At 43.2% G+C, this 23,273-nt stretch carries 19 protein-coding genes; 11 read left to right on the plus strand and 8 right to left on the minus strand.

The window, feature by feature from the left end:
- Positions 1-17: 17 nt before the first annotated feature.
- Positions 18-1,670 (minus strand): FAD-dependent oxidoreductase, encoded by a 1,653-nt coding sequence (locus tag L4D78_RS20565; protein ID WP_428468693.1) that lies wholly within the window; start codon positions 1,668-1,670, stop codon positions 18-20.
- Between the two features lie 181 nt (positions 1,671-1,851).
- Between L4D78_RS20565 and L4D78_RS20570 the strand changes: the two genes are divergently transcribed.
- A complete protein-coding gene (locus L4D78_RS20570; protein ID WP_428468665.1) occupies positions 1,852-2,271 on the plus strand; it encodes a YeeE/YedE family protein in 420 nt (139 codons plus the stop codon).
- A 14-nt stretch (positions 2,272-2,285) separates the two neighbouring features.
- The gene (locus L4D78_RS20575) at positions 2,286-2,708 is read left to right on the plus strand and encodes a DUF6691 family protein (RefSeq protein ID WP_428468666.1); all 423 of its coding nucleotides are present in this window, start codon (positions 2,286-2,288) and stop codon (positions 2,706-2,708) included.
- Positions 2,709-2,779: 71 nt separating this feature from the next.
- On the opposite strand, the gene cobA is transcribed toward L4D78_RS20575, so the two are convergent.
- The 4 genes from cobA to nirB all read right to left on the minus strand — a co-directional run bounded on the left by cobA (position 2,780) and on the right by nirB (position 7,547).
- Entirely contained in the window at positions 2,780-3,535 is a 756-nt protein-coding gene (gene cobA / locus L4D78_RS20580; RefSeq protein ID WP_428468667.1) for a uroporphyrinogen-III C-methyltransferase, read from the minus strand.
- A gap of 142 nt (positions 3,536-3,677) precedes the next feature.
- Complete coding sequence (locus L4D78_RS20585; RefSeq protein WP_428468668.1) at positions 3,678-4,532, minus strand: formate/nitrite transporter family protein; 855 nt, start codon at positions 4,530-4,532, stop codon at positions 3,678-3,680.
- Between the two features lie 142 nt (positions 4,533-4,674).
- Entirely contained in the window at positions 4,675-5,001 is a 327-nt protein-coding gene (gene nirD / locus L4D78_RS20590) for a nitrite reductase small subunit NirD (RefSeq protein ID WP_428468669.1), read from the minus strand.
- On the minus strand, positions 4,998-7,547 hold the full coding sequence (gene nirB / locus L4D78_RS20595) for a nitrite reductase large subunit NirB (RefSeq protein ID WP_428468670.1): 2,550 nt from the start codon (positions 7,545-7,547) through the stop codon (positions 4,998-5,000). The genes nirD and nirB overlap by 4 nt, the downstream gene beginning before the upstream one ends.
- A 397-nt stretch (positions 7,548-7,944) precedes the next feature.
- Between nirB and L4D78_RS20600 the strand changes: the two genes are divergently transcribed.
- From L4D78_RS20600 to L4D78_RS20620, 5 genes are all read left to right on the plus strand, one after another.
- Positions 7,945-10,161: a hypothetical protein gene (locus tag L4D78_RS20600; RefSeq protein ID WP_428468671.1), complete on the plus strand. Its 2,217-nt coding sequence runs from the start codon at positions 7,945-7,947 to the stop codon at positions 10,159-10,161.
- A gap of 121 nt (positions 10,162-10,282) precedes the next feature.
- Complete coding sequence (locus L4D78_RS20605) at positions 10,283-10,534, plus strand: hypothetical protein (protein ID WP_428456841.1); 252 nt, start codon at positions 10,283-10,285, stop codon at positions 10,532-10,534.
- A 282-nt stretch (positions 10,535-10,816) separates the two neighbouring features.
- On the plus strand, positions 10,817-10,966 hold the full coding sequence (locus L4D78_RS20610) for a hypothetical protein (RefSeq protein ID WP_428468672.1): 150 nt from the start codon (positions 10,817-10,819) through the stop codon (positions 10,964-10,966).
- A 114-nt stretch (positions 10,967-11,080) separates the two neighbouring features.
- Positions 11,081-12,262 carry an amino acid permease gene (locus tag L4D78_RS20615; protein WP_428468673.1) on the plus strand — a complete coding sequence of 394 codons (1,182 nt, stop codon included), beginning with the start codon at positions 11,081-11,083 and terminating at the stop codon, positions 12,260-12,262.
- Positions 12,263-12,710: 448 nt separating this feature from the next.
- The gene (locus L4D78_RS20620; protein WP_428468674.1) at positions 12,711-13,562 is read left to right on the plus strand and encodes an ATP adenylyltransferase family protein; all 852 of its coding nucleotides are present in this window, start codon (positions 12,711-12,713) and stop codon (positions 13,560-13,562) included.
- A gap of 97 nt (positions 13,563-13,659) precedes the next feature.
- Here L4D78_RS20620 and fusA read toward each other — a convergent pair whose 3' ends face one another.
- The 3 genes from fusA to L4D78_RS20635 form a co-directional block, all read right to left on the minus strand.
- Complete coding sequence (fusA, locus tag L4D78_RS20625) at positions 13,660-15,747, minus strand: elongation factor G (RefSeq protein WP_428468675.1); 2,088 nt, start codon at positions 15,745-15,747, stop codon at positions 13,660-13,662.
- Between the two features lie 525 nt (positions 15,748-16,272).
- Entirely contained in the window at positions 16,273-16,731 is a 459-nt protein-coding gene (locus L4D78_RS20630; protein ID WP_428468676.1) for an RNA methyltransferase, read from the minus strand.
- A gap of 139 nt (positions 16,732-16,870) precedes the next feature.
- Positions 16,871-17,206, minus strand: a complete 336-nt coding sequence (locus L4D78_RS20635; RefSeq protein WP_428468677.1) for a PBPRA1643 family SWIM/SEC-C metal-binding motif protein — start codon at positions 17,204-17,206, stop codon at positions 16,871-16,873.
- Between the two features lie 314 nt (positions 17,207-17,520).
- On the opposite strand from L4D78_RS20635, the gene L4D78_RS20640 reads away from it, so the two are divergent.
- The 4 genes from L4D78_RS20640 to L4D78_RS20655 all read left to right on the plus strand — a co-directional run bounded on the left by L4D78_RS20640 (position 17,521) and on the right by L4D78_RS20655 (position 23,186).
- A complete protein-coding gene (locus L4D78_RS20640; RefSeq protein WP_428468678.1) occupies positions 17,521-19,335 on the plus strand; it encodes an extracellular solute-binding protein in 1,815 nt (604 codons plus the stop codon).
- Between the two features lie 147 nt (positions 19,336-19,482).
- A complete protein-coding gene (locus L4D78_RS20645; RefSeq protein ID WP_428468679.1) occupies positions 19,483-20,568 on the plus strand; it encodes a microcin C ABC transporter permease YejB in 1,086 nt (361 codons plus the stop codon).
- 5 nt (positions 20,569-20,573) lie between these two features.
- On the plus strand, positions 20,574-21,590 hold the full coding sequence (locus L4D78_RS20650) for an ABC transporter permease (protein ID WP_428468694.1): 1,017 nt from the start codon (positions 20,574-20,576) through the stop codon (positions 21,588-21,590).
- 3 nt (positions 21,591-21,593) lie between these two features.
- Positions 21,594-23,186: an ABC transporter ATP-binding protein gene (locus tag L4D78_RS20655; protein ID WP_428468680.1), complete on the plus strand. Its 1,593-nt coding sequence runs from the start codon at positions 21,594-21,596 to the stop codon at positions 23,184-23,186.
- Positions 23,187-23,273: the final 87 nt, after the last annotated feature.

The raw sequence follows: 23,273 nt of genomic DNA on the forward strand, positions 1-23,273 counted from the left end.
GTTTTAATCGTAATTAGTTAAGCTTTCGCGAACTTATAAGTACGGTAGCCACCAATAAGGTTACGTGCCTTATAACCATTATTGACTAACTGGCGATAGGCTACGTTACCGCGTAACCCAACCTGGCAGTAAATAACAATTTCTTTGTCTTTAGGTAGCTCGTTCATACGATCACGTAGCTGATCGACTGGGATATTGATAGCACCTTCAAGATAGCCGACAGTTTTTAGTTCACCTGGGTTGCGTACATCAAGCAGTAACTGATTGTCAGTTAAGTCATCAATCTCATCGAAATGAATAGGAGTTGAGTCGCCTTTGATGATGTTATTTGCCACAAATGCAGCTTGGTTGATGACATCTTTAGCGCTACCAAATGGTGGGGCATAGGTTAGCTCAAGATGCTGAAGCTGTTCGATAGTCATTCCTGCACGCTGGGCCACAGCCATGATATCAATTCGTTTATCAACACCGTCTTTACCTGCTGCTTGAGCCCCTAAAATTTTGCCTGTTTTCGGGTCGAATAGCATTTTGAATGATACGGTTTCCGCTCCTGGGTAATAGCTAGCATGGCTTGCTGTATGAACGTAAACCTTTTCGTAATCAGTACCATCACGCTTTAGTTGCTTCTCATTTTTACCTGTAGAGGCAATGGCGAAATCAAATACTTTGCATATTGCGGTACCCTGAGTACCTTGGTAGCTTTCGCTGCGACCCAGCATATTATCAGCAGCCATCCGACCTTGGCGGTTAGCTGGGCCAGCTAACGGTACCAGTGTCTGCTCACCTGTAACGAAGTCTTTTTCTTCAATCGCGTCGCCAACAGCATAGATTGAAGGGTCATTGGTTTGCATGGATTCGTTGGTTTTAATGCCACCAAGCTCACCAATTTCTAAGCCGGCTTCAACGGCAAGTTTTGTTTCAGGGCGAACACCAATCGCCATGATAAGAATACCTGTATCTAATGTATCGCCGTTATTGAGCGTTAGGGTTAAGCTTTGTGGATCTGACTTATACTGCACAGACTCTAGGGCAATATTTAAACGAAGATCAATGCCTTTGTCTTTGATCTCTTGATGGACAAACCCTGCCATCTCACGATCAACAGGGGTCATGACTTGATCCGACATTTCAATCAGTGATGTTTTGATCCCCAGCTGGTGGAATGCCTCCATCATTTCGAGCCCAATAAAACCACCACCAACCACTGTGGCATGATCGGGTTTATTGATCTCAATGGTTTTGATGATCTTGTCCATATCCGGAATATTGCGTAGTGAATGGGTTAACGGGGTGCCGAGGCCTGCAATGTTAGGAGTGATTGGCGCCGCCCCAGGACTGAGCAGCAGGAAATCATAGCTTTCTTGGTATTCGCTGTTGTCGAGCATGTTGCGTATTGTGACAACCTTATTTTCGCGGTTAATAGCAATAACTTCATTCATTACACGAACGTCGACATTAAATCGAGCAAGAAAGCTGGCTGGAGTCTGTAGAAGTAACTTACTGCGATCCTGAATATCGCCCCCAATGTGGTATGGCAGTCCGCAGTTGGCAAATGACACAAATTCACCACGTTCAAACATGATAATTTCAGCATCTTCGCTTAAACGTCTCGCCCTTGCTGCCGCAGACGCTCCACCTGCCACGCCACCAACTATCAGAATCTTTGTCATCATTATCTCCATTAACCTCAGAAAAGAGGGATTCCACGATTTGTAATCTCAGCATTGTATCTGAATACGATAAAACATTAAATTAGAGCTTGCTAATTTAATGTTTGCTTTATTAGTATTGACTAAATCTTGTTATTTAGTATCCTCTAATATAAGAGTCCTCCAGCTGTAAGGAAAAATGATGAGTTTTAGTCTTCCATGGGATGCACTATTTGGCGGCATGTTGTTAGGTGTGTCAGCCGTTTTATTATTAGTGATGAATGGGCGAGTAGCGGGAATAAGTGGCATCGTGTCGGGGTTGCTAAAACCTAAACAGGGTGAAATAAGCTGGCGAGCTTTGTTTGTTGTAGGCATGGTTGTAAGTGGTGGGCTTGCCCCTTTTATTGGGTTTGAAGTACCTGAAACATTGCCAGTGTCGTCTTGGCTTTGGGTTTCAATTGCTGGTTTGCTGGTCGGGATAGGAAGCAAGCTTGGTAATGGTTGTACAAGTGGGCATGGGATCTGTGGCATGGGAAGGCTATCAAAGCGTTCTATTGTTGCAACTTGTACCTTTATGGCTGTTGCAATGCTAACGGTTTTTGTTCGTTTACATTTAATTTAAAAGGCAAAAATATCATGGCATCAAAAATTATGGCCCTGATTTCTGGATTACTTTTTGGTTTAGGAATGATGGTGTCAGGCATGGTTGATCCACATCGCGTGATTGGTTTTCTTGATATTGCAGGCAATTGGGACCCTAGCTTGGCGTTTGTGATGGGTGGAGCATTAGCTGTATTTATGCCTTCCTATTTTCTTCTGATCAAACCAAGGGAAAAACCTATCTGTGAAGCCGAATTTAAAGTGGCGACCCATAGCCTAATTGATAGACCTTTAGTGATTGGAGCTGGGCTTTTTGGCTTGGGGTGGGGCATTGCTGGTATTTGTCCTGGACCTGCTGTTACCTCTGTCGCTGGATTGAATCCGTCAATGCTAATGTTTATTGCTGCAATGCTTATAGGTATGTTTGCTGCAGACATGATTAAAAAGAAACGAGAATAAGCATTTGGCATTAATTGTTATGAAAGTAACAAGGGCACGTAATGTGCCCTTGTTCTATCTATCTATCTATATTAATTAAACCACTGTAATGAGTGGCTTAACGTTGTCACGCTGCCGATGACAATTAATGCAGGGCTAGCCGCAGTGCTTGCGAGTTCTGGTAACGCCGCTAAGCTGCCCGTTAGTACACGCTGCTCTGGGCGAGTACCATTTTCAATTATCGCGCATGGTGTATCAGCTGCTAAACCATGGGTGATGAGTTTGTCACTGATGTGACCGCTCTGCTTAAGCCCCATGTAGAACACCAACGTATTATTTGATTGCGCGAGAGATGCCCACTCAATTTCACGTCCGTCTTTTTGAATGTGACCCGTAATAAACTGTACGCTTTGTGCATGGTCGCGATGCGTTAGAGGGATACCAGCATATGCCGTTGCCCCGGCTGCGGCAGTAATACCAGGAACGACGTCGAATTTAATTCCGTGCTTAGCCAATTCTTCTAATTCTTCGCCGCCACGTCCAAAAATAAATGAGTCGCCACCTTTTAGGCGAACAACACGTTTCCCTTCCTTTGCTTTACCGACAAGAATTTGGTTAATTTGCTCTTGCGGTACACAGTGAAAGTCTAATTTTTTTCCGACATAAATCATCTCAGCCGACTTATCTGCCAGTGCCAATATGTCTTTAGAAACCAGTCGGTCGTAGACCACAACATCTGCAGCTTGGATAACTTTCAGACCTTTTACTGTCAATAAATCTGGGTCACCTGGACCGGCACCGACAAGTGAAACAAAGCCGCTGTTTAACGATGTGTGATTGGTAGTCATGGCAACGCCTATTCATTAAATTTGGATATAAAGAGTAGAACTCGAAGTTATTTCAATGAGTTATTACTTTTTATAGCCAAAAAATACGACAGTTAGTGAGAGTGAAATAGGCCCCACACATATTGTATGGAGCCCAAGGTGATTAATTCGTGCTTAATGCAGGTTCTGCATTCACTTCATTATCATCTTCTATGTCAATAGCAGGGGCTGTTTTGGCGTGAGTTAGGTACAAAGGAACACATGTAAATAAAAGACCACCAACAAGGTTACCAAGAATGGTTGGAATAAGGTTCCAGTTCAACCAAGTGGCGATGCTGAAATCAGCGCCTAACATCATACCAAGTGGGAATAGGAACATGTTGACGACAGCATGTTCAAAAACGAGTGCGAAGAAAATGAAGATTGGTAACCACATAGCAGCAATTTTTCCAGCGACACTGCGTGCAGTCATGTTACCAATAACACCTAAACAAACCATCAGGTTACAAAGAATGCCTTTAACAAAGACAGTGATCCAGCCATTCATCCCATGCTCAGCGTAACCCACTGTACGTGCTGTTGCGGCTTTAATAAAGGTTTGGCCTACAGCTCCTGGCTCAGCACTGAAGTTCATCGTGAATGTTAGTGCAACAAGGAAAGCAACAATAAGAGAACCGATAAGGTTACCTAGACCAACATAGCCCCAGCAACGTAGGATTCGGCCCCAAGTAATACCTTTGCGATTTTCAAATTTAGCCAGCGGAGCAAGGCCGAAAACGCCTGTAACCAGGTCGTAACCCATCAGGCTTAGAATACAAAACCCGACAGGGAAGACTAGAGCACCAGCAATGCCAACACCGGTTTGTGTGATAGTTGTAATAGCCACTACAACGGCTAGAGAAAGAATAATACCCGCCATCGTGCCACGTAAAATTAGGTCACGCGTAGATGTACGTACTTTCGCTTCGCCGGTATTTATCATCGTCTGGACGAATTCAGCAGGTTTGGAGTAAGACATAATGATCCTTATTGTCTAAAGTTTAAAATTAAAAGTTAAGATTAAATAGTCAAAGGCTCCCTGAACGTCACCTTCTTTCCCCTACAAAAATCCAGAGCAGGACAGGAAGCCTTTTAGCTATTAAATCTCGTGCCTAATTATCTTAAACCGCCACTTCCACTTGTCCGCCAGTAACGCGTACTTTGAAAGCGTTGATGCTGAAACGCTCATCTTCCATGCATACACCTGTCGCTAGGTTAAAGCGTTGTTTTTTTAGTGGACTGGCGACCCAAAGCTCACCTTGATGCTCGCAGATCATTCCACGTGATAACACATTCGAACGGGCAAACGGATCCATATTGTTAATTGCAAAAAGCGCTTCATTTGCAGAAGGGCGGAATATTGCGACTTGTTCACCATTGACAAGTGCACATACACCTGTACCTGGAATGATGTCATCGAGTTGACAAACTGAAGTCCACTGACTCATACGGTTTCCTCCAGTGATATATTGTAGATAGGGGCTTTTTCGTCAGCTGTCGCCGGACGGTGCTGGTCTCGTTCAGATACAAAGACGACGTTATTATCACGTTGATCTGAGTTGATGAAGTGACTGAAACGCTTCAACTGTGCTTCGCTATCAAGTGTGGTTGTCCACTCACACTGGTAGCTTGCGATCAGTTTGTTGATATCCGTTTCTAGTTGCTGGTTAATACCCAGTTTATCGCTGACAATCACCTCACGGAGGTAGTCGATACCACCGTCTAGGTTCTCAAGCCATACAGAAGTACGCTGAAGCTTATCTGCAGTACGCACATAGAGCATTAGGTAACGGTCGATGTATTTGATAAGCGTTGCTTTATCAAGATCTGCTGCAAGCAGTTCGGCATGACGAGGTTTCATACCACCGTTGCCACCCACATACATATTCCAGCCAGCATCTGTTGCAATGATACCTAAATCTTTGCCTTGTGCCTCGGCGCACTCACGTGTACAGCCCGACACACCGAATTTCATTTTGTGTGGAGTACGAATGCCTTTATAGCGGTTTTCAAGCTCGACACCCAAGCCAACACTGTCTTGAACACCGTATCGACACCAAGTGCTACCAACACAGGTTTTTGCCATTCGTAGTGCTTTCGCATAGGCTTGGCCCGTTTCGAAACCAGCACTGATAAGCTTGTTCCAAATCGCTGGAAGATCATCTTTTTGTGCACCAAATAAACCAATACGCTGGGCACCGGTGATTTTAGTGTAAAGGTTATAATCACTTGCCACTTCAGCGACGGCTTTTAAGCCTTCCGGCGTAACTTCACCGCCAGCCATGCGTGGAATAACAGAGTAGGTGCCGTCTTTTTGCATATTGCCAAGGAAGATATCATTGGTATCTTGCAACGGTGTATTCTGTGGCGTTAATACGTAATCGTTCCAGCTCGAAGCAAGTACAGAGCCGACAGCGGGTTTACACACTTCACAGCCGTATCCTTTCCCGTATTTTTCTAATAACTCGTCGAAAGATTTAATTTCTTCTACACGAATTAAATGGAAAAGCTCCTGACGAGAGTACTCGAAGTGCTCACAAAGGTGGTTATTAACCTCAATGCCAGCTTTTGCCAACTCGGCATTCAGTACTTGGGTGATAAGTGGTAGACAACCACCACAACCCGTACCAGCACCTGTTATTGATTTTATTTCGCCCAGTGTTGTGTTGCCATCTGCAACCGCAGTGGCAATTTTGCCTTTAGTCACATCAAAACAAGAACAGATCACAGCAGTGTCAGGCAGTGAATCTGCGCCCATTGCTGGTTTTTCGGCTCCAGCATGTGCAGGTAAGATTAGCGTATCTGGGTGCTTTGGTAGCTCAATATTGTTGAGTTTTAGCTGAAGCAGATTACCGTAGTCAGACGTGTCACCAACCAGCACTGCGCCAAGTAGCTGCTTACCGTCTTCTGATACGATAATACGCTTATAGACTTCTTCGTTTTCATCGAGGTATACATAACTTTTACAGTTTGGGGTACGACCATTGGCATCACCGATACTACCCACTTTAACGCCAAGCAGTTTCAGCTTAGCGCTCATATCAGCCCCTTCAAATTGGTTTTGCTCACCAATCAAATGGCTAACAGCGACTTGTGCCATTTTGTAGCCTGGAGCGACAAGGCCATAGAACATTTCGTTCCAAGACGCACACTCACCAACGGCATAGACATCAGGGTCAGAAGTAATACAACTATTATTAATTGCGATACCACCACGTCGGCCTGTGGCTAGGCCACATTGCATTGCTAACTTGTCTTGCGGACGAATGCCGGTAGAAAATACGATGAAGTCGACTTCAAGTGATGTGCCATCAGTAAAGTTCATGGTATTACGCGCTGTTTCACCAGAAGCGACAATTTCCGTGGTGTTTTTGCTGGTGTGAACTTTAACACCGAGTGTCTCTATTTTTTTTCTAAGCTGCTCGCCACCTTGTGGGTCAAGCTGTTCAGCCATTAATACAGGGGCAAACTCAATAACATGGGTTTCAACACCAAGGGCTTTCAGAGCACCGGCAGCTTCAAGGCCGAGCAGGCCACCACCAACGACAACACCACTTTTGCTGCGTTTTGCTGTTGCTTCAATGGCTTTTAAATCTTCGATGGTACGGTAAACAAAACAGTCTTTACCTTCATTACCTTTGATTGGTGGGACCCAAGGGTATGAGCCAGTTGCCATGATGAGCTTATCGTAGTGAACTTCGCGGCCAGAGCTAGAGTGGATAATTTTTTGTGCTCTGTTAATGGTAATGGCGCGTTCGCCGAGGAGGACATTGATACCGTGTTTTTCGTAGAAGCCTTCTTTTACTAGAGAAAGCTCATCAGCAGTATGGTGGGAGAAGTAGGAAGAGAGATGAACACGGTCATAGGCGACCCTAGGTTCTTCACAAAAAACGGTGACTTCGAAATTATCTAAGTCAGCTCTATCGACGAGTTCCTCGAGATAGCGATGACCCACCATGCCGTTGCCAATTACAGCCAATCTGACTTTGCTCATAAGATCCTCTAGTAACAAAGCGGTAATTATTTCGAGCAGTGTAATAATTCAGAATGTAATTAAATATGATGTAAATCAATTGCTACTTTAAATACCACCTAAGTGGTACCTGATAAAATAATCAATAGCTTAGGCTGGATGTTGTTAATAACCACTGGTTTCATATGAAGAAATATTACAAAGTGATGAATGGATTGTATAAATATATACGACTGGTTTAAGGGGGGATAAATACTTAACTTAACAATATTTATACTCTCGTGCTGCCTATAAATCTAAAAATATAAATAATATGTTAAATCAGGCGTTTACGGGCGGTATTTTACATTGCTCTGACATTGGGATTTTAGGGTAACCGGGCGTCTGAACGTTGTTGAATAAACCTACGGAACCCATAATGAATAAAAATAAATTATCTCTATGTTTCATCCCTGTGCTTGCAGGAGCGCTTACCGCTTGTATTGATGAAGATGAATCGACATCGGATACAAGTCAGTATGTTTTATATAACCTTAGTGATGTGACTTATCCTAATGACTTATTACTTAGCGATAGTGACGGAACATTAGAGCTGCCAGCCGAGTCACTCAGTGAAAATGTCGACTATCGTGATTATGAAAATGTGTATGGCGCACTTGATGGATGGTCAACAGGCTACCCAATTGTAATACCGCTATCAGGGCCCGAAGGGGGAGTGAATACAGCAACACTGACTGAAAAAACATATCTCTTAAATGTTGATTCTGGCGAGTTGCTTATTCCAAATGAAGACTTTGTTGTTGATGTAACAGAGGAGGGCGATATCCGAGTTTTACCAAAGAAGGTATTACCCGAATCGACCACGTTTATCCTCGCACTGTCTAACGGCATTACAGATACTGCCGGTACACCGCTTAAACGTTCAATTAGCTACCAAAGCATATTGAATGGTGACAATCTCAACCATGCATTAGGTGACAATGCTGTTAGCCAAATTCAGAGCAACCATTCATTGCTCGAAGTGGCAGGTGTGGCTGATGAAATTGTATATAGTGCGCGCTTTACGACTCAGAGTATTTATCCGGTGATGGATGCTGCAATGAACAACATCCCTGAGCAAGCGTTGGAAAATATTGAGGTTCTTCTTGATGATGCTGGCGCTGATGTTTGGACCTATAAAGCAACGATCACAGTACCGTATTACCTTGAAATGCCTAATAGTTCAAATTGTGAAGTAGCTGCTTTATATACCGAAAATTCAGAAGATTACCGAGTGATAGAAGCGGATAAAATTGACTACTGTGAACCGTTATACAGCTGGTGGCAAGATGGTAGCGGACAGTTTGTTCATGGCTCAAATCCTGAGCCGATAGCGCAAAGTGAGCAAGATATCCCTGTTATTATCTATGCACCCAATGGTTGGGATCCTACTCAGCCAACTAAACTGCCTGCATCAATTTTTGTACATGGTATTACGGGGTGGAAAGAATCGGCGCAAACCATGGCGAAAAGTGTTACAGACACAAACCGTTTAGTCATCGCAATTGATCAGCCGCTTCATGGCGAACGTGGCGTTGATTTAAATGGTGATGGGATACTTGATATTACAACGACAAGTACCGAAGAGAATGAAGATAAATCGGTTTATTTAAACCTATTGAGTCCGTTGACCCTACGAGATAACCAGCGTCAGGCAGTGATTGATCAGCTTAGCCTACGTAAGGCATTGAACAGCACAGGCTACGTTGACAGTTCAGATATTAGTTTGATTGGGCATTCACTAGGGGGAATTATATCAACCATGGTCAGTGATTTATCGCAAAAGGATGCAGAGCTTGAATTTTCCACGGTGAGCCTTGTTGTACCTGGAATGCACTTAACGGATCTTGTTATGAATTCGCCCCTACTTGGTGGTGACGTTGCTAATGAGATCAAGAAATCAAGTGATATCCAACTCACTGTTGCTGGTATTGTCGGGGTGTATGATGATGAGCTACATACTAAGGTCGAGGGTCTGAATGCCCTGTTCCAATATAAGCTTGAAAGTGAAGCAAACCGTCAGCAAGTTAGCGATCTAGAAACGATGTTTTATGACATGGTGACCAAAGACATGTTCCCTGCAGTCCAAACTGCGGTGGATGCGGGAGATCCTGCAAACTTTATTCAGCGTCAATTTGAAAATAAAGAGCAGCCTATCTTGTTGATTGAAGCGGCTGGGACTTGTGACTATCACAAGCCTGAGACTTGCGAAGCAGGCGTGGATTACATACCAGATAATGTTGTGGTAAATACCGTTCCAGATAAACTATTAGTTGGCACAGAGCCATTGATTGAGCACTTAGCGCTAACAGCTATCTCAGGTAATACGGTTGCTCCTGAAGATGAAGTGATACGTGGTGTTGTTCGAGCTAAGCATGGCGGCCATGGTACTTATCTGTTTCCTTATGAAGGGCCAGTAATTTACACAGATCCGCTGTACCCTGATGGACGTCCAATGACATTGGGTGATGAAGGTTTTATGAAACATATTGGTGACATTGAAGCTTCGATGAGAATGCAGCAAAAGGCGGTTGTCAGCTTCATTTCTTCTGGCGGTAAAACTGTTGAAATTGAAGACAGTAATATTGTGCATTAATCACAATATTCACTAAAACTGTTTAGCGATAAGGCTTAAGGTAATCAGTTAATTGATTATCGCTTGCAACTCATCATTATTTTGGTAAAACAAGGTAATGATGAGTTCAATGGAGGCAGGGATGACTGCAACAGCAAAATCAGTGGCCGAAAAGCTTTTAAGCCCAGCGATTTTAGAGCAAGTGAAGAAACAGGGTGCCTTAAATGCACTTGAAGCTGTGTATAGTAAAGCACGTTCTGCGCGATTCACTCGAGTGAAGTGGGGCGTAAACTTTTATGATGGTATTCAATTTGATGATGGCAGTACCATAAGCGTCTATCCTTCTTCGTTTAATAAGCTCACATTGATGGCGTCAAAAATAGATTTTGCATAAATTATCGATATAAGCCCAATACCGATACCAACAAGTTATCTCGTAGTGCATACCGAATGAAAGCCCTTTGAATGTTACTCCACCAAGCTCAAAGGGCTTACTCTTTTCTGATGAAATACATTTTCAAATGATGCAGCTCAAAAGTGAAATCATACATTTCATTTTTGGTTGTTGATGTAAGGGCTTATGCCATATAAGTTGCCCCATGACCAAACAAAATCAGGGCAATCAATGGATGTTTGCTTTTCTAACAGGGAAATATCGTTTTTTGGAGTACGATAAATGAACATTCAACTTGTCGGGCACAACCAGCCTGCTCAAAGTGATGTGCACCCGCACGTCAATGCAACCACGCACCTGCAAACTCAGTTTTCTCGCTTCCAGTATTTCGGCTTTATTGCTGCATTTCGATTTAGTACCTCTCGCTATTAATTGCGCTATTGCCCCTTGCGGTGATATGGCATTGAAATAATAACTAAATACTATTTTATCTATTGGCTAATAGCTTTGCTAGCGGCGGATAGACACGACCTTTGAGAAAATATTGTGAATTTAAAGCTACTTGGAAGCTCTCTAATTATTGCAGGTACAGCACTAGGTGCTGGTATGTTGGCTATTCCTATGGTGTTAGCGCAGTTTGGCCTTATGTGGGGCACACTGTTAATGCTAGTGATTTGGTTGGGCACCACCTATGCCGCGTTGTTATTACTTGAAGCTAGTATAAAAGCTGGTGGCGGCCTTGGTATGAACACCATTGCACGTAAGACTCTAGGCAAAGGCGGGCAGGTAGTTACGAATGGCCTTTTATACGCATTACTAGTTTGTTTACTGATGGCCTATATCATTGGTGCTGGTGACTTAGTGATGAAGATGCTATCAAGCATCGGCCTTGAGTTAAGTATGATGCAAAGCCAAATTGCCTTTACATTGCTCGCAGGGCTTGTAGTTGCGGCTGGTACTGCCGTTATTGATAAGTTGAACCGAGCACTTTTTGCGGTAATGGTTGTGATGCTGTTACTTACGTTGGTGTCTCTTGTTCCAACGATTACGATGGACAACCTGCTGGTCGCGACAAGTGACAGTAAAGTCGATCTCATTAAAACGAGTTCGGTATTATTTACTAGCTTTGGCTTTATGGTTGTTATTCCTTCACTGGTTACCTACAACAAAGAAGCGACACATAAGCAATTGCGTAACATGGTTATCGTGGGCTCATTAATCCCATTATTTAGTTACCTACTATGGTTATATGCTGCGATGGGGAATTTGAGCGCAGAACAAATGGTTGATTTTTCAAACGTTTCTGAGCTTATTGCAGTCCTAGGTGCAAACCACAGCATGATTAATGTTGTATTGTCTGTGTTTACAGGCCTAGCACTACTTACCTCATTCTTGGGCGTAGCAATGGCACTCTTCGACCAGAACGCTGATACGTTTAAACAAAACCGTGCTGTAACGTATTGTTTAACCTTCATTTTACCATTGGTGGGTGCGCTTGCTGCAGCAGACCAATTCCTGTCAGTACTGGGCTACGCTGGTATTATTCTTGTGTTCTTGGCTGTGTTTATTCCGATGGCGATGATCATGAAGCTACGTGGTGATAAGCAATATGATGACAATGCTGTTGTTGATGTAACTGGCGTGGTATATCAAGCAGGCGGTGGACAATTAGCAATGGGGTTAAGCTTCTTGTTTGGTTGCTTCTTGCTAGCTGCAGAGCTTATCTAGAGCGTAAATATTAGACACAACAAAAGGGCGTTTACCTGTAAAGGTGAACGCCTTTTTTTATGCTTAAGCATATCGGAGCTAGGCTCCTGGTTTGGAGTTGCAACTTGCGACCAAACAAAATTGCGGGAGAAATCTTATGCGACCAAACAAAGATCTCAGACTGCTCTGGAGTACTATTAGCGTACTTGTTTAAAGTACGTAGGGAATAGAATGAAGCAGTGTTTCCAATGGCATTGATAATACAAAGTTTCTTTTCTATGGGCTAGCAAAGGGCGAAATACGGTAGTTCGAGAAATTGCAGAGGTTGTAAAGTTATGTGTACGGTTGGTTTTTGATAGAGAAGTATCATACCTTCTACGATAAACAAGCATTCAATAACGCACTTTTAGCTGTTACACATCAAGGCGTATAGTTAGGGTAATGGTTCAACGAGTGGATGGGGATTTGCATGTTTTGGGTTACTGCAGAAGAGGTGAGTGAAGCTGCGCTGCAAGTGGGCGCGCTGATGCCTATTGCAACAGATGCTGAAGAGGTTGAAGAAGAGGGCGTTTGTTACCTCACCCATGTACTTACTTCTAACGCAAAGAAAAAACCAATTGTAAAAAAACCGATCGTAAAAGAAATAACTGCAAGAAATATGCAGGCCAATCCATTCCTACCTTATGAACAAGCATTGTTCGTTGCAGAGGCGGGCAGCGAACACGTTTGCTTATTAAATAAGTTTCCTGTGCTTTCCCCACACTTATTGATATGCAGTAAAAGATTTGTCTCTCAGTCTTCACTATTAAGCCGAGCTGATTTTGATTCATGGCTATTAGGGTTCACAGAGCCAGATGTATTTGGTTTTTTTAATAGTGGTCCTATCGCTGGGGCCAGTCAGCCTCATCGCCATATGCAGTTGGTTAAAACACCGATACCGTTGAATACAATCATTAGTGAGGGGAGGCTCCCCTTCAATCACTGCGTATACTCAATCGGCAATCGTCACTTAACCACTGAATACCTTTATGACTGTTACCGCAAGGCAATTGAGACGCTCGGCTTATTATGTATACGGCAAGAAGAGGATGCAAGGCCATATAACCTGCTGTTAAGCCGTGATTGGATGGTCGTAATACCTAGAACGAAGAATAATATTCAAGGTGTTTTTTCGAATGGGTTTAATTATAGCGGGCGTTTTTTAGTGAAAAGCCGTGAACAGCAGCAATGGCTAATACAATTTGGTTTTATGAATTACTTACGAGAATGCGCGAGAGAATGCGCGAGAGAATGCGCGAGAGAATGGGGAGGGGGTGATTAAGACGTCGGCTTTGGTCTACTTCTTTGAGCTGCAGATAAAAAATAACCCCAACAATTTTCATTGTTGGGGTTAGTATCAGTTAAAGGCTAAGGAAGAATTACTTCTTCTCGTTAGCTGCTTTAACGTCAGCAATAACTTGCTCTGCAACGTTTGCAGGACATGGTGCGTAGTGTGAGAACTCCATAGAGAACTGACCACGACCAGAAGTCATTGTACGTAGGTGACCGATGTAACCAAACATTTCTGAAAGAGGTACGTCAGCTTTAATACGTGAACCAGTTAGACCAGCGATCTGATCTTTGATCATGCCACGACGACGGTTAAGGTCACCGATAACATCACCAACGTGATCTTCTGGAGTGAACACGTCAACGTTCATGATAGGCTCAAGAAGTTGCGCGCCAGCTTTAGGCATAGACTGACGGAATGCGCCTTTCGCTGCGATTTCAAATGCTACTGCAGATGAATCGACTGCGTGGAAGCCACCGTCTAGAAGTTCGATTTCAACGTCAAGAACAGGGAAACCAGCAAGAACACCAGTATCCATCATGCCTTTGAAGCCTTTCTCGATTGCAGGCCAGAATTCTTTAGGAACGTTACCGCCCACTACAGAAGACTTGAATGCGAAACCAGTACCCACTTCGCCCGGCTGCATGATGTAGTCGATCTTACCGAACTGACCAGAACCACCAGATTGTTTCTTGTGCGTGTAGCTATCTTCAACTTTCTTAGTGATAGTTTCACGGTAAGCAACTTGAGGAGCACCAACAAGAAGGTCAACACCGTAAGTACGCTTAAGGATGTCAACTTTGATGTCTAGGTGAAGCTCACCCATACCTTTAAGGATGGTTTCGCCAGTTTCTTCGTCAGTTTCAACTTGGAAAGATGGATCTTCTGCAACCATTTTACCGATCGCGATACCCATTTTCTCAGAACCGCCTTTGTCTTTCGGCGTAACAGCAATCGAGATTACTGGAGTTGGGAAGATCATTGCTTCAAGCGTACATTCGTGCTTCTGATCACATAGAGTGTGACCAGTCTGAACGTTCTTCATACCTACAACAGCGATGATGTCACCAGCTTGTGCAGATGTTAGTTCGTTACGCTCATCAGCTTGCATCTCAACCATACGGCCGATACGTTCAGTCTTACCAGTAGCACTGTTAAGAATCGTATCGCCTTTGTTCAGTTTACCTGAGTAGATACGGATGAAAGTAAGTGCACCGAAACGGTCGTCCATAATTTTGAACGCAAGCGCTTTTAGTGGCTCGTCAACAGATACTGTTGCAACGTCGCCAGTTGGCTCGCCAGTTTCTGGATCAGTAAGCGGCTGTGGGTCAACTTCAGTTGGAGACGGTAGGTAGTCAACAACTGCGTCAAGGATTAGCTGCATACCTTTGTTTTTGAATGCAGAACCACAGTAAGTAGGGAAGAAATCACAAGTACGAGTACCTTTACGGATACACGCTTTGATTTGTTCGATGGTAGGCTCTTCACCTTCCATGTACGCTTCCATTAGATCATCGTCTTGCTCAACAGCAGTTTCGATCAACTCTTCACGGTACGCTTCTACGTCATCAACCATATCCGCTGGGATTTCTTTGATTTCGTAGTTTTCAGGAAGACCAGTGTCATCCCAAACGTATGCTTGACGGCTTAGTACGTCTACAACACCAACGAAGTCATCTTCGCGACCGATTGGAAGAGTCATAACTAGAGGTACAGCACCTAGTACTTTTTTGATTTGATCAACAACGCTGAAGAAATCTGCACCCATACGGTCTAGTTTGTTTACGAAAATGATTCGAGCTACTTCTGAATCATTCGCGTAACGCCAGTTAGTTTCTGACTGAGGCTCAACACCACCAGAACCACAGAATACACCGATACCGCCATCAAGTACTTTAAGAGAACGGTAAACTTCTACTGTGAAGTCAACGTGTCCCGGAGTATCGATAACGTTAAAACGGTGGTTGTCCCAGAAACAGCTTACTGCTGCTGACTGGATAGTTATTCCGCGCTCAGCTTCCTGTTCCATGAAGTCAGTCGTAGACTCACCATCGTGAACTTCACCAGTTTTGTGGATTTTACCAGTAAGCTTAAGGATACGCTCAGTAGTTGTGGTTTTACCCGCATCAACGTGCGCGAAAATACCAATGTTTCTGTATTTAGATAAATCTGTCATTGTTTTTCTCTATCAACAATTACGGTCACATGTTAGGGCGGGAGTATATCACTGATTCAAACAAAGATTACATAGCCCATGCACTATAAAATACACATTTGCCTGTTTTTGCTTCGCCTTTTCTTCATTTCCACACCAAATGCTCAATAAAACTACAGAAGCATCAAGCTATTAAGAAAATTCACTGGAAAATAGCGAGTGCATGGTTGTTTATTTGCACAGCTAATTTTCAGTTTTCTACCTAAAGCTTCCTGATCTTGGTGGTTAGATTGATATTAACGAAGAAAGGAAGACTGAAATCGGACTAAGTCTAGTCTGCTTAAGGGGCTCATTCCACCGATGACGGCATTTTTCGCATCGCTGCGGTGGCAACTATTGTGGGTATATCACTGTGTGATGCTGGCGTTTACGCGTTTAGTATTCTTAATGGTAAATAGAGAGTGATCATCGTGAATGGAATAATGTGCTAAGTTGCGTATTATTCCGTCTCATTCGGGGAAGGGGAGTCTGGCTATAGAGTAACCACTATTTGTGGTTGGAGAAATTATCACCCTTCGCCATACGATCATAAAGAATGACATTCACGGCCGCTGCAAGGTTCATGCAGCCTGTGGTCGGCACGTAAATAGTTTCACGGCAAAATTCAGTGATCTCTTTTTTTAGTGTGTTGTCTTCTGGGCCAAAAATATAGAAAGCACGTTTAGGGTGTTTGTAATCGGGTAGTGGTTTTGCCCCTTCAATCAAATCTACGGCTACTGGTACGCAATCATGGGGAATGATGTCTTTCAGGTCTTGTACACCAATTAACGGAATATCTAAGCAAACATTTTTAGTGTCTGTGCAGAATTTCTTGGCAAGATCGTAGCGAGTCCCTGTGTAAAAGACAGAATTAACGCCATAGCAGCCTGCAGCACGCATTACCGAACCGACGTTTTCAGGGGTTTTGGGATTGAAAAGCCCCACACAGGAGTAACCTTTGCTCATATTGTGTACATCTTGAAAGTTAAAAATGAAGCGGGATTATACGGATTTTTATGGGGATTTGCAGAGATTTGTCAATCGAGTAAGTAAGAAGGCAAACCCTCTCTATCTATCGAAAGGGTTTTGCTTACGTTATTGCGTATTATTTACCGCAACACTTCTTGAATTTTTTACCACTGTCGCATGAACATGGATCATTACGGTTTGGTGTTTTGTCAAAGACTGTTGTTGTTGGCTTGTTAATCATGGTTTCAAGCTCTTCCATATTTTCCTCGGCTTCACTGTCAACGGTGATAATGGCAAACAATTGGTGTTGCTCAAGTAGTACTTCAACCTCAGTTTTCTTTTCTTCGCTGTTGACCGTCAAAGGAAGAGGGTTAGTTTCAGTACCTAACTTTGCCGCTCGTTTTGTGTTGTAACCATAGCTTGCATGCTTAGGTTTTTTTTCAATGCGGCCTTTAAAGAAGAATTTTGACATGTCGTGATCCTGTATCGCGAAGTAGTGCTGAATAAGGTGTTCGCTAGCGCGAAAGGTCGCGATATTAGCCCCTTACTTTCACCGCTGCAAGCCCGTGGTGATGAGAAATCAGGTCATATATCCGTAAATTATTAATTATATGGGTCATAACAATGGCACTGATGAAGATTTAGACATCATCATTATGGATAACGGATAAAAGATCACAGGTTCTTCTTCACACTATTGAGTGGTTGTTGAATCCTGTTTACTGTCCTATCGTAGAATAATGAAAAGCTTAAATTTTCTCGATGAGTTATTGCAGGGAGGCGCAGATGATAAAGCGCATGTCATCAACCATGATGATGTTATTGGTAACAGGCTCTATTCATGCCGCAGAGGTGGTAGAGGCAACATCATTAGTCGGTTTTGGTGAAGCAAAGTACGCTAGCGATTTTACCCATTTTGATTATGTGAACCCCAAAGCGCCGAAAGGAGGGCGGGTTACTTACGCCCAAGTTGGTACGTTTGATAGTTTTAACCGCTATGCGTCGCGTGGGGTATCTGCAGCTGGTAGCGATACGATTTATGACACGCTTTTTGTTCCTTCAAGTGACGAAATCGATAGCTTTTACCCGTTAATTGCCGAGAAAGTTAGATACGCTGATGACTACAGTTGGATGGAAGTCGACATTAACCCGAAAGCGCGATTCCATGATGGTGAACCTATAACGGCTGCTGATGTTGCATTTACCTTTAATAAATTTATGACTCAAGGGGTCGCGCAATATAAGGTTTATTTCAAAGATGTAAAATCAGTCACGGTTACATCTCCTCTGACAGCCCGTATTGAGATGACCACGCCTAATCGTGAAGTTTTGCTCGCGATGGTACAGGGTATGAATGTATTACCCGAACATTTTTGGAAAGATAAAGATTTAAGTCAACCGCTAAACACGCCCCCTGTTGGCAGCAGCGCTTATAAGATTTCCTCTTATAAAGCAGGCCAAAGCGTGACTTATTCATTGGTTGATGATTATTGGGCGAAAGATTTACCTGTCAATGTTGGGCGTAATAATTTTAAAACCATCCAATATGATTATTATCGTGATGAAACGGTCACCCTAGAGGCATTTAAGGCGGGTGAGTATGATATTCGCGAAGAAAATGTCGCTAAGTTTTGGGCAACCATGTATCAAGGTAATAACTTTGATAAAGGTTACATTGTAAAAGAAGAGATTCCTCACCAGATCCCGCAGTCAATGCAAGCCTTCGTGTTTAATACGGAAAGTCCATACTTTAGTAACCCTAAAGTGCGTGAAGCATTGTCGTACGCTATGGATTTTGAATGGATGAACAAAAGTTTGTTCTATAACCAATACAACCGTACCCGTAGTTACTTCCAGAACACAGAATATGAGGCGACAGGTTTACCTTCTAAAGGTGAATTAGCGGTTTTAGAGCCAATAAAAAATAAAGTGCCAGCGCGGGTATTTACTGAAAGCTACGAGCCGCCAATAACAGATGGGAGTGGCCGTATTCGGGTGCAACTTCGTAAAGCTTTAGCGTTAATGAAGGAAGCTGGATGGGAAGTGCAAAATAAAGTCATGACGAATGTCGAAACCGGTGAACCCTTTAGTTTTGAAATTCTCATGTACAGCCCAACCACAGAACGCTTAGCGATACCGGTACAGAAAAACTTGAAGTTATTGGGTATCGACATGAAGCTAAGAACGGTTGATACCACGCAATACATTAAGCGCTTACGCGACCGTGATTTCGAAATGGTTTCTGCTGGGTACAGTGCCAATTCATACCCAAGTCCGAACTTGTTAATCGCATGGAATAGTCAGTTCATTGACAGCACTTACAATACTGCTGGTGTGAAAGATCCATCGATTGATTATTTAACCGAGCAAATAGTTAAAAATCAGGAAAACCCAGAAAAGTTATTAGAGCTTGGCCGTGCACTTGATCGGGTATTGCAGTGGAATTTCTTTGTGATTCCACAGTGGCACATTAGTAAGTTTCGTGTGGCAAGTTGGGATAAGTTCTCGCGACCAGAGTTACGTCCTAAGTACAACTTGGGTAAAGATACGTGGTGGGTCGACCCTGTGAAGGCGGCCAAACTACCCGAGAAGCGCCGTTGAACAGTGTGCCAGCTAAATAAAGATGTATGTATAGCGTAAGAATGAGCTTGCTGGTCGGTCTGTTATTGAGTTAGCTGATTCGACCTTCTTTAGTTGCACTTGATGTTTGTTAGTGATGCTTTTTATTGATATTTAAGCAAGGGAATTATGTCCGCCTATATTATTCGTCGATTGTTACTGGTTATTCCCACGCTGTGGGCAATTATCACGATTAACTTTTTCGTGATTCAAATTGCCCCTGGTGGGCCAGTTGAGCAAGCCGTCGCTCAACTGGAAGGGCATGGGTCTGGCATCATGGAGCGATTTACCGGGGGGGGGCAAGAAGTTGGCAGTCTCGAACCGTCGGATAATGGCTCGGGCTACCGCGGTTCTCGCGGACTTGACCCTGAAGTAGTTGAAGAAATTAAAAAACAATTTGGGTTTGATAAACCCGTGCATGAACGCTATTTCGACATGCTAAAGAATTATGCAACATTTAACTTTGGTGAAAGTTTATTTAAAGGCGGTAACGTCATTGATTTAATCATTGAGCGTTTGCCTGTTTCTATTTCCTTAGGGTTATGGAGCACGTTAATCATTTACCTTGTTTCGATACCACTTGGTATCGCAAAAGCAATTAAGCATGGTTCACGTTTCGATGTGTGGAGCAGTGCTCTTGTCATTATTGGCTACGCCATTCCAGGTTTTCTATTTGCGATCATCCTTATCATCTTCTTTGCGAGTGGTAACTATTTCAGTTGGTTCCCTTTGCGGGGGTTGGTTTCATCCGGTTTTGATCAAATGAATGTATTCCAACAAATCGTGGATTATTTCTGGCATTTAACGTTACCGATTATCGCCATGGTTATTGGTGGGTTTGCCACGCTAACGATGCTGACTAAAAACTCGTTCCTTGATGAAATCAATAAACAGTATGTTGTCACTGCTCGGGCAAAAGGGCTTGATGAACGTAATATTCTTTATAGGCACGTATTTAGAAATGCAATGCTGATTATTATTGCGGGTTTCCCTGCGGCGTTTATTAGTATCTTTTTCACGGGGGCAATGCTAATTGAAGTTATGTTTTCACTTGAAGGTATTGGCTTATTAGGGTTTGAATCGACCATTCAACGTGATTACCCTGTGGTGTTTAGCTCTTTATACATCATGACGTTATTGGGGTTGTTATTAAATATTATCTCGGATATTACCTACACATTGGTCGATCCACGTATTGATTTTGAGGCGCGTTAGTGAAAATGAATCCATTAACCAAGGAACGGTGGAGCCGGTTTAGAGCCCATAAAAGAGGCTATTGGTCGCTTTGGATCTTTGCTTTTTTATTTGTGATCACGCTATTTGCAGAGATCATCGCCAATGATAAGCCCTTAGTGATTAACTTTCAGTCAAATTGGTATTTTCCTATTGCAGAGCAATATTCAGAAACCGAGTTTGGTGGTGAGTTTGATGCTGAAGCTGACTATACCGATCCTTATGTCGCTGAGTTGATCGAAGCGGATGGCTTTATGATCTGGCCGATCATTCGTTTCAGCTACGACACGATTAATTACGACTTAACAGGGCCGGCACCTTCACCTCCTGATAGCGTTAATTGGTTAGGTACGGATGATAAAGGGCGTGATGTCTTAGCTCGAATCATTTACGGGTTTAGAGTGTCGGTATTATTTGGTTTCGCATTAACGGTTATATCGACTGTTGTTGGTGTCATTGTCGGGGCATGTCAGGGGTATTACGGTGGTTGGGTTGATTTATTCGGTCAGCGATTTATAGAAGTTTGGTCGGGTATGCCGACCTTATTCTTACTGATTATTCTATCGAGTTTTGTCGAACCCAATTTCTGGTGGCTGCTGGGTATTATGGTGCTTTTTAGCTGGATGGGATTAGTTGGTGTGGTAAGGGCTGAATTTTTACGATGCCGTAATCTTGATTATGTTCGCGCAGCGCAAGCGCTTGGTGTTGGCGATGGTCGAATTATGCTGCGTCATATGCTGCCGAATGCCATGGTTGCGTCGCTGACGATGATGCCGTTTATTTTAAGCGGTTCGGTGACGACATTAACGTCGTTAGATTTTCTTGGGTTTGGTTTACCTGCTGGTTCTCCTTCATTGGGTGAGTTGCTTGCTCAAGGTAAAACGAACCTGCAAGCGCCTTGGTTAGGGTTATCGGCATTTGTTGTTCTTTCCATTATGTTGAGCTTACTGGTGTTTGTCGGTGAAGCCGTACGTGATGCATTTGATCCCCATCATCAGAGATAAATTATGGCTAAACCAATACTGACAATCGAGAACCTCTCGGTGGGTTTTCAAAATGGAAAAAACATTAACCAAGTCACTCAAGACGTCAGTCTTGCTATCCATAAGGGTGAAACACTTGCGCTGGTGGGGGAAAGTGGATCTGGAAAATCGGTAACAGCGAATGCGATTCTTCGTTTATTGCCGAAATCCTCAGCTCGTTATCTTAGCGGGCATGTTAAGTACGATAACACTGACATGATGGCTTGCAGCGAGCGAGAAATGCAGCGAATGCGGGGAGACCGTATTGGCATGATATTCCAAGAGCCGATGATGTCATTGAATCCATTGCATAAAGTTGGTCGTCAGTTATGTGAAATCCTGGCTATACACCGAGGCACACGACAACGTGAAGCACAGAAAAAAGCCCTTGAATGGCTTAACAAAGTAGGCATTCGTAATCCAGAGAAAAGATTAGAATCCTATCCTCATGAACTATCGGGTGGTGAAAGACAGCGGGTCATGATTGCAATGGCGCTGATCAATGAGCCTGAGTTGCTAATAGCTGATGAACCCACAACAGCGCTAGATGTCTCTGTACAAGCCCAGATCCTTGATTTACTTAAAGACCTTCAGCAAGAGTTGGGCATGGCAATGTTGTTTATTACCCATGACTTAAGCATTGTTAGAAAAATTGCAGATAGAGTCGCGGTAATGCAATTGGGGAGGTTAGTGGAAACCAATACCAAAGATGAGGTCTTTAATAACCCGCAAGACCCATACACCATCAAACTTATTAACTCTGATCCAACAGGCAAGCCTGTACCTGTCGATATGAATGCTGAACCATTGTTTAGCGTCAATGATTTGCGTGTGTGGTTCCCGATTAAAGGCGGGATATTAAAGCGCGTGCAAGGGCATATAAAAGCGGTAACCGATGTGAGCTTTTTACTTCGAAAAGGCCACAGTGTCGGGCTCGTTGGAGAAAGTGGGTCAGGTAAGTCTACGACAGGTATGGCAATCCTTAAGCTGCTAGAAAGTGAAGGTCATATTGAGTTTGATGGCCATGATATATCTCGGTTAAGCCGTAAAGAAATGCTACCGTTTCGCAGTAAGTTACAAGTGGTTTTTCAAGACCCATTCTCGGCACTAAACCCGCGCATGTCAGTGGCTCAAATTATTGGTGAGGGACTAAAAATTCATAAGTCGCTCACACCAGAGCAAGAAGAACAGTTGATCTGTGCTGCGATGAAAGAAGTAGAGTTAGATCCTGAAACCCGGCATCGATACCCGAATGAGTTTTCGGGGGGGCAACGTCAACGTATCGCGATTGCACGTGCCATTGTATTAAAACCCGAATTCATTCTTCTGGATGAACCTACGTCGTCGTTAGACAGAACGGTTCAATCTCAGGTTTTAGACCTATTGAAATCACTTCAACATAAGCATGGGCTTAGTTACTTGTTTATAAGCCATGATCTGAATGTGGTAAAGTCGTTATGCCATTACACGCTAGTGCTAAAACAAGGGCAGGTTGTTGAGCATGGCGATACGGAAACCTTATTTACTCAACCTAAACAAGCATATACACAGCAATTAGTTTCATTAACAGCTGGATAGCTGGTAATACCACTTTTAAATGGTTAATTATTGTGTCAGGAGTGGGTGTTTTTAGAGCGATTTTTTCGTGCTTGACTATTATTTCAG

Source organism: Photobacterium minamisatsumaniensis (genome assembly GCF_050336695.1).
Lineage (GTDB): Bacteria > Pseudomonadota > Gammaproteobacteria > Enterobacterales > Vibrionaceae > Photobacterium > Photobacterium minamisatsumaniensis.

What these genes read in the sequence shown, in the direction of transcription:
- L4D78_RS20565 (WP_428468693.1), bottom strand. Translation starts at nt 1,670, where the DNA reads ATGACAAAGATTCTGATAGTTGGTGGCGTGGCAGGTGGAGCGTCTGCG.
- L4D78_RS20640 (WP_428468678.1), top strand. Translation starts at nt 17,521, where the DNA reads ATGATAAAGCGCATGTCATCAACCATGATGATGTTATTGGTAACAGGC.
- nirB (WP_428468670.1), bottom strand. Translation starts at nt 7,547, where the DNA reads ATGAGCAAAGTCAGATTGGCTGTAATTGGCAACGGCATGGTGGGTCAT.
- fusA (WP_428468675.1), bottom strand. Translation starts at nt 15,747, where the DNA reads ATGACAGATTTATCTAAATACAGAAACATTGGTATTTTCGCGCACGTT.
- L4D78_RS20620 (WP_428468674.1), top strand. Translation starts at nt 12,711, where the DNA reads ATGTTTTGGGTTACTGCAGAAGAGGTGAGTGAAGCTGCGCTGCAAGTG.
- L4D78_RS20575 (WP_428468666.1), top strand. Translation starts at nt 2,286, where the DNA reads ATGGCATCAAAAATTATGGCCCTGATTTCTGGATTACTTTTTGGTTTA.
- L4D78_RS20570 (WP_428468665.1), top strand. Translation starts at nt 1,852, where the DNA reads ATGAGTTTTAGTCTTCCATGGGATGCACTATTTGGCGGCATGTTGTTA.
- L4D78_RS20585 (WP_428468668.1), bottom strand. Translation starts at nt 4,532, where the DNA reads ATGTCTTACTCCAAACCTGCTGAATTCGTCCAGACGATGATAAATACC.
- L4D78_RS20650 (WP_428468694.1), top strand. Translation starts at nt 20,574, where the DNA reads ATGAATCCATTAACCAAGGAACGGTGGAGCCGGTTTAGAGCCCATAAA.
- L4D78_RS20635 (WP_428468677.1), bottom strand. Translation starts at nt 17,206, where the DNA reads ATGTCAAAATTCTTCTTTAAAGGCCGCATTGAAAAAAAACCTAAGCAT.
- L4D78_RS20630 (WP_428468676.1), bottom strand. Translation starts at nt 16,731, where the DNA reads ATGAGCAAAGGTTACTCCTGTGTGGGGCTTTTCAATCCCAAAACCCCT.
- L4D78_RS20605 (WP_428456841.1), top strand. Translation starts at nt 10,283, where the DNA reads ATGACTGCAACAGCAAAATCAGTGGCCGAAAAGCTTTTAAGCCCAGCG.
- L4D78_RS20600 (WP_428468671.1), top strand. Translation starts at nt 7,945, where the DNA reads ATGAATAAAAATAAATTATCTCTATGTTTCATCCCTGTGCTTGCAGGA.
- nirD (WP_428468669.1), bottom strand. Translation starts at nt 5,001, where the DNA reads ATGAGTCAGTGGACTTCAGTTTGTCAACTCGATGACATCATTCCAGGT.
- L4D78_RS20645 (WP_428468679.1), top strand. Translation starts at nt 19,483, where the DNA reads ATGTCCGCCTATATTATTCGTCGATTGTTACTGGTTATTCCCACGCTG.
- cobA (WP_428468667.1), bottom strand. Translation starts at nt 3,535, where the DNA reads ATGACTACCAATCACACATCGTTAAACAGCGGCTTTGTTTCACTTGTC.
- L4D78_RS20655 (WP_428468680.1), top strand. Translation starts at nt 21,594, where the DNA reads ATGGCTAAACCAATACTGACAATCGAGAACCTCTCGGTGGGTTTTCAA.
- L4D78_RS20610 (WP_428468672.1), top strand. Translation starts at nt 10,817, where the DNA reads ATGAACATTCAACTTGTCGGGCACAACCAGCCTGCTCAAAGTGATGTG.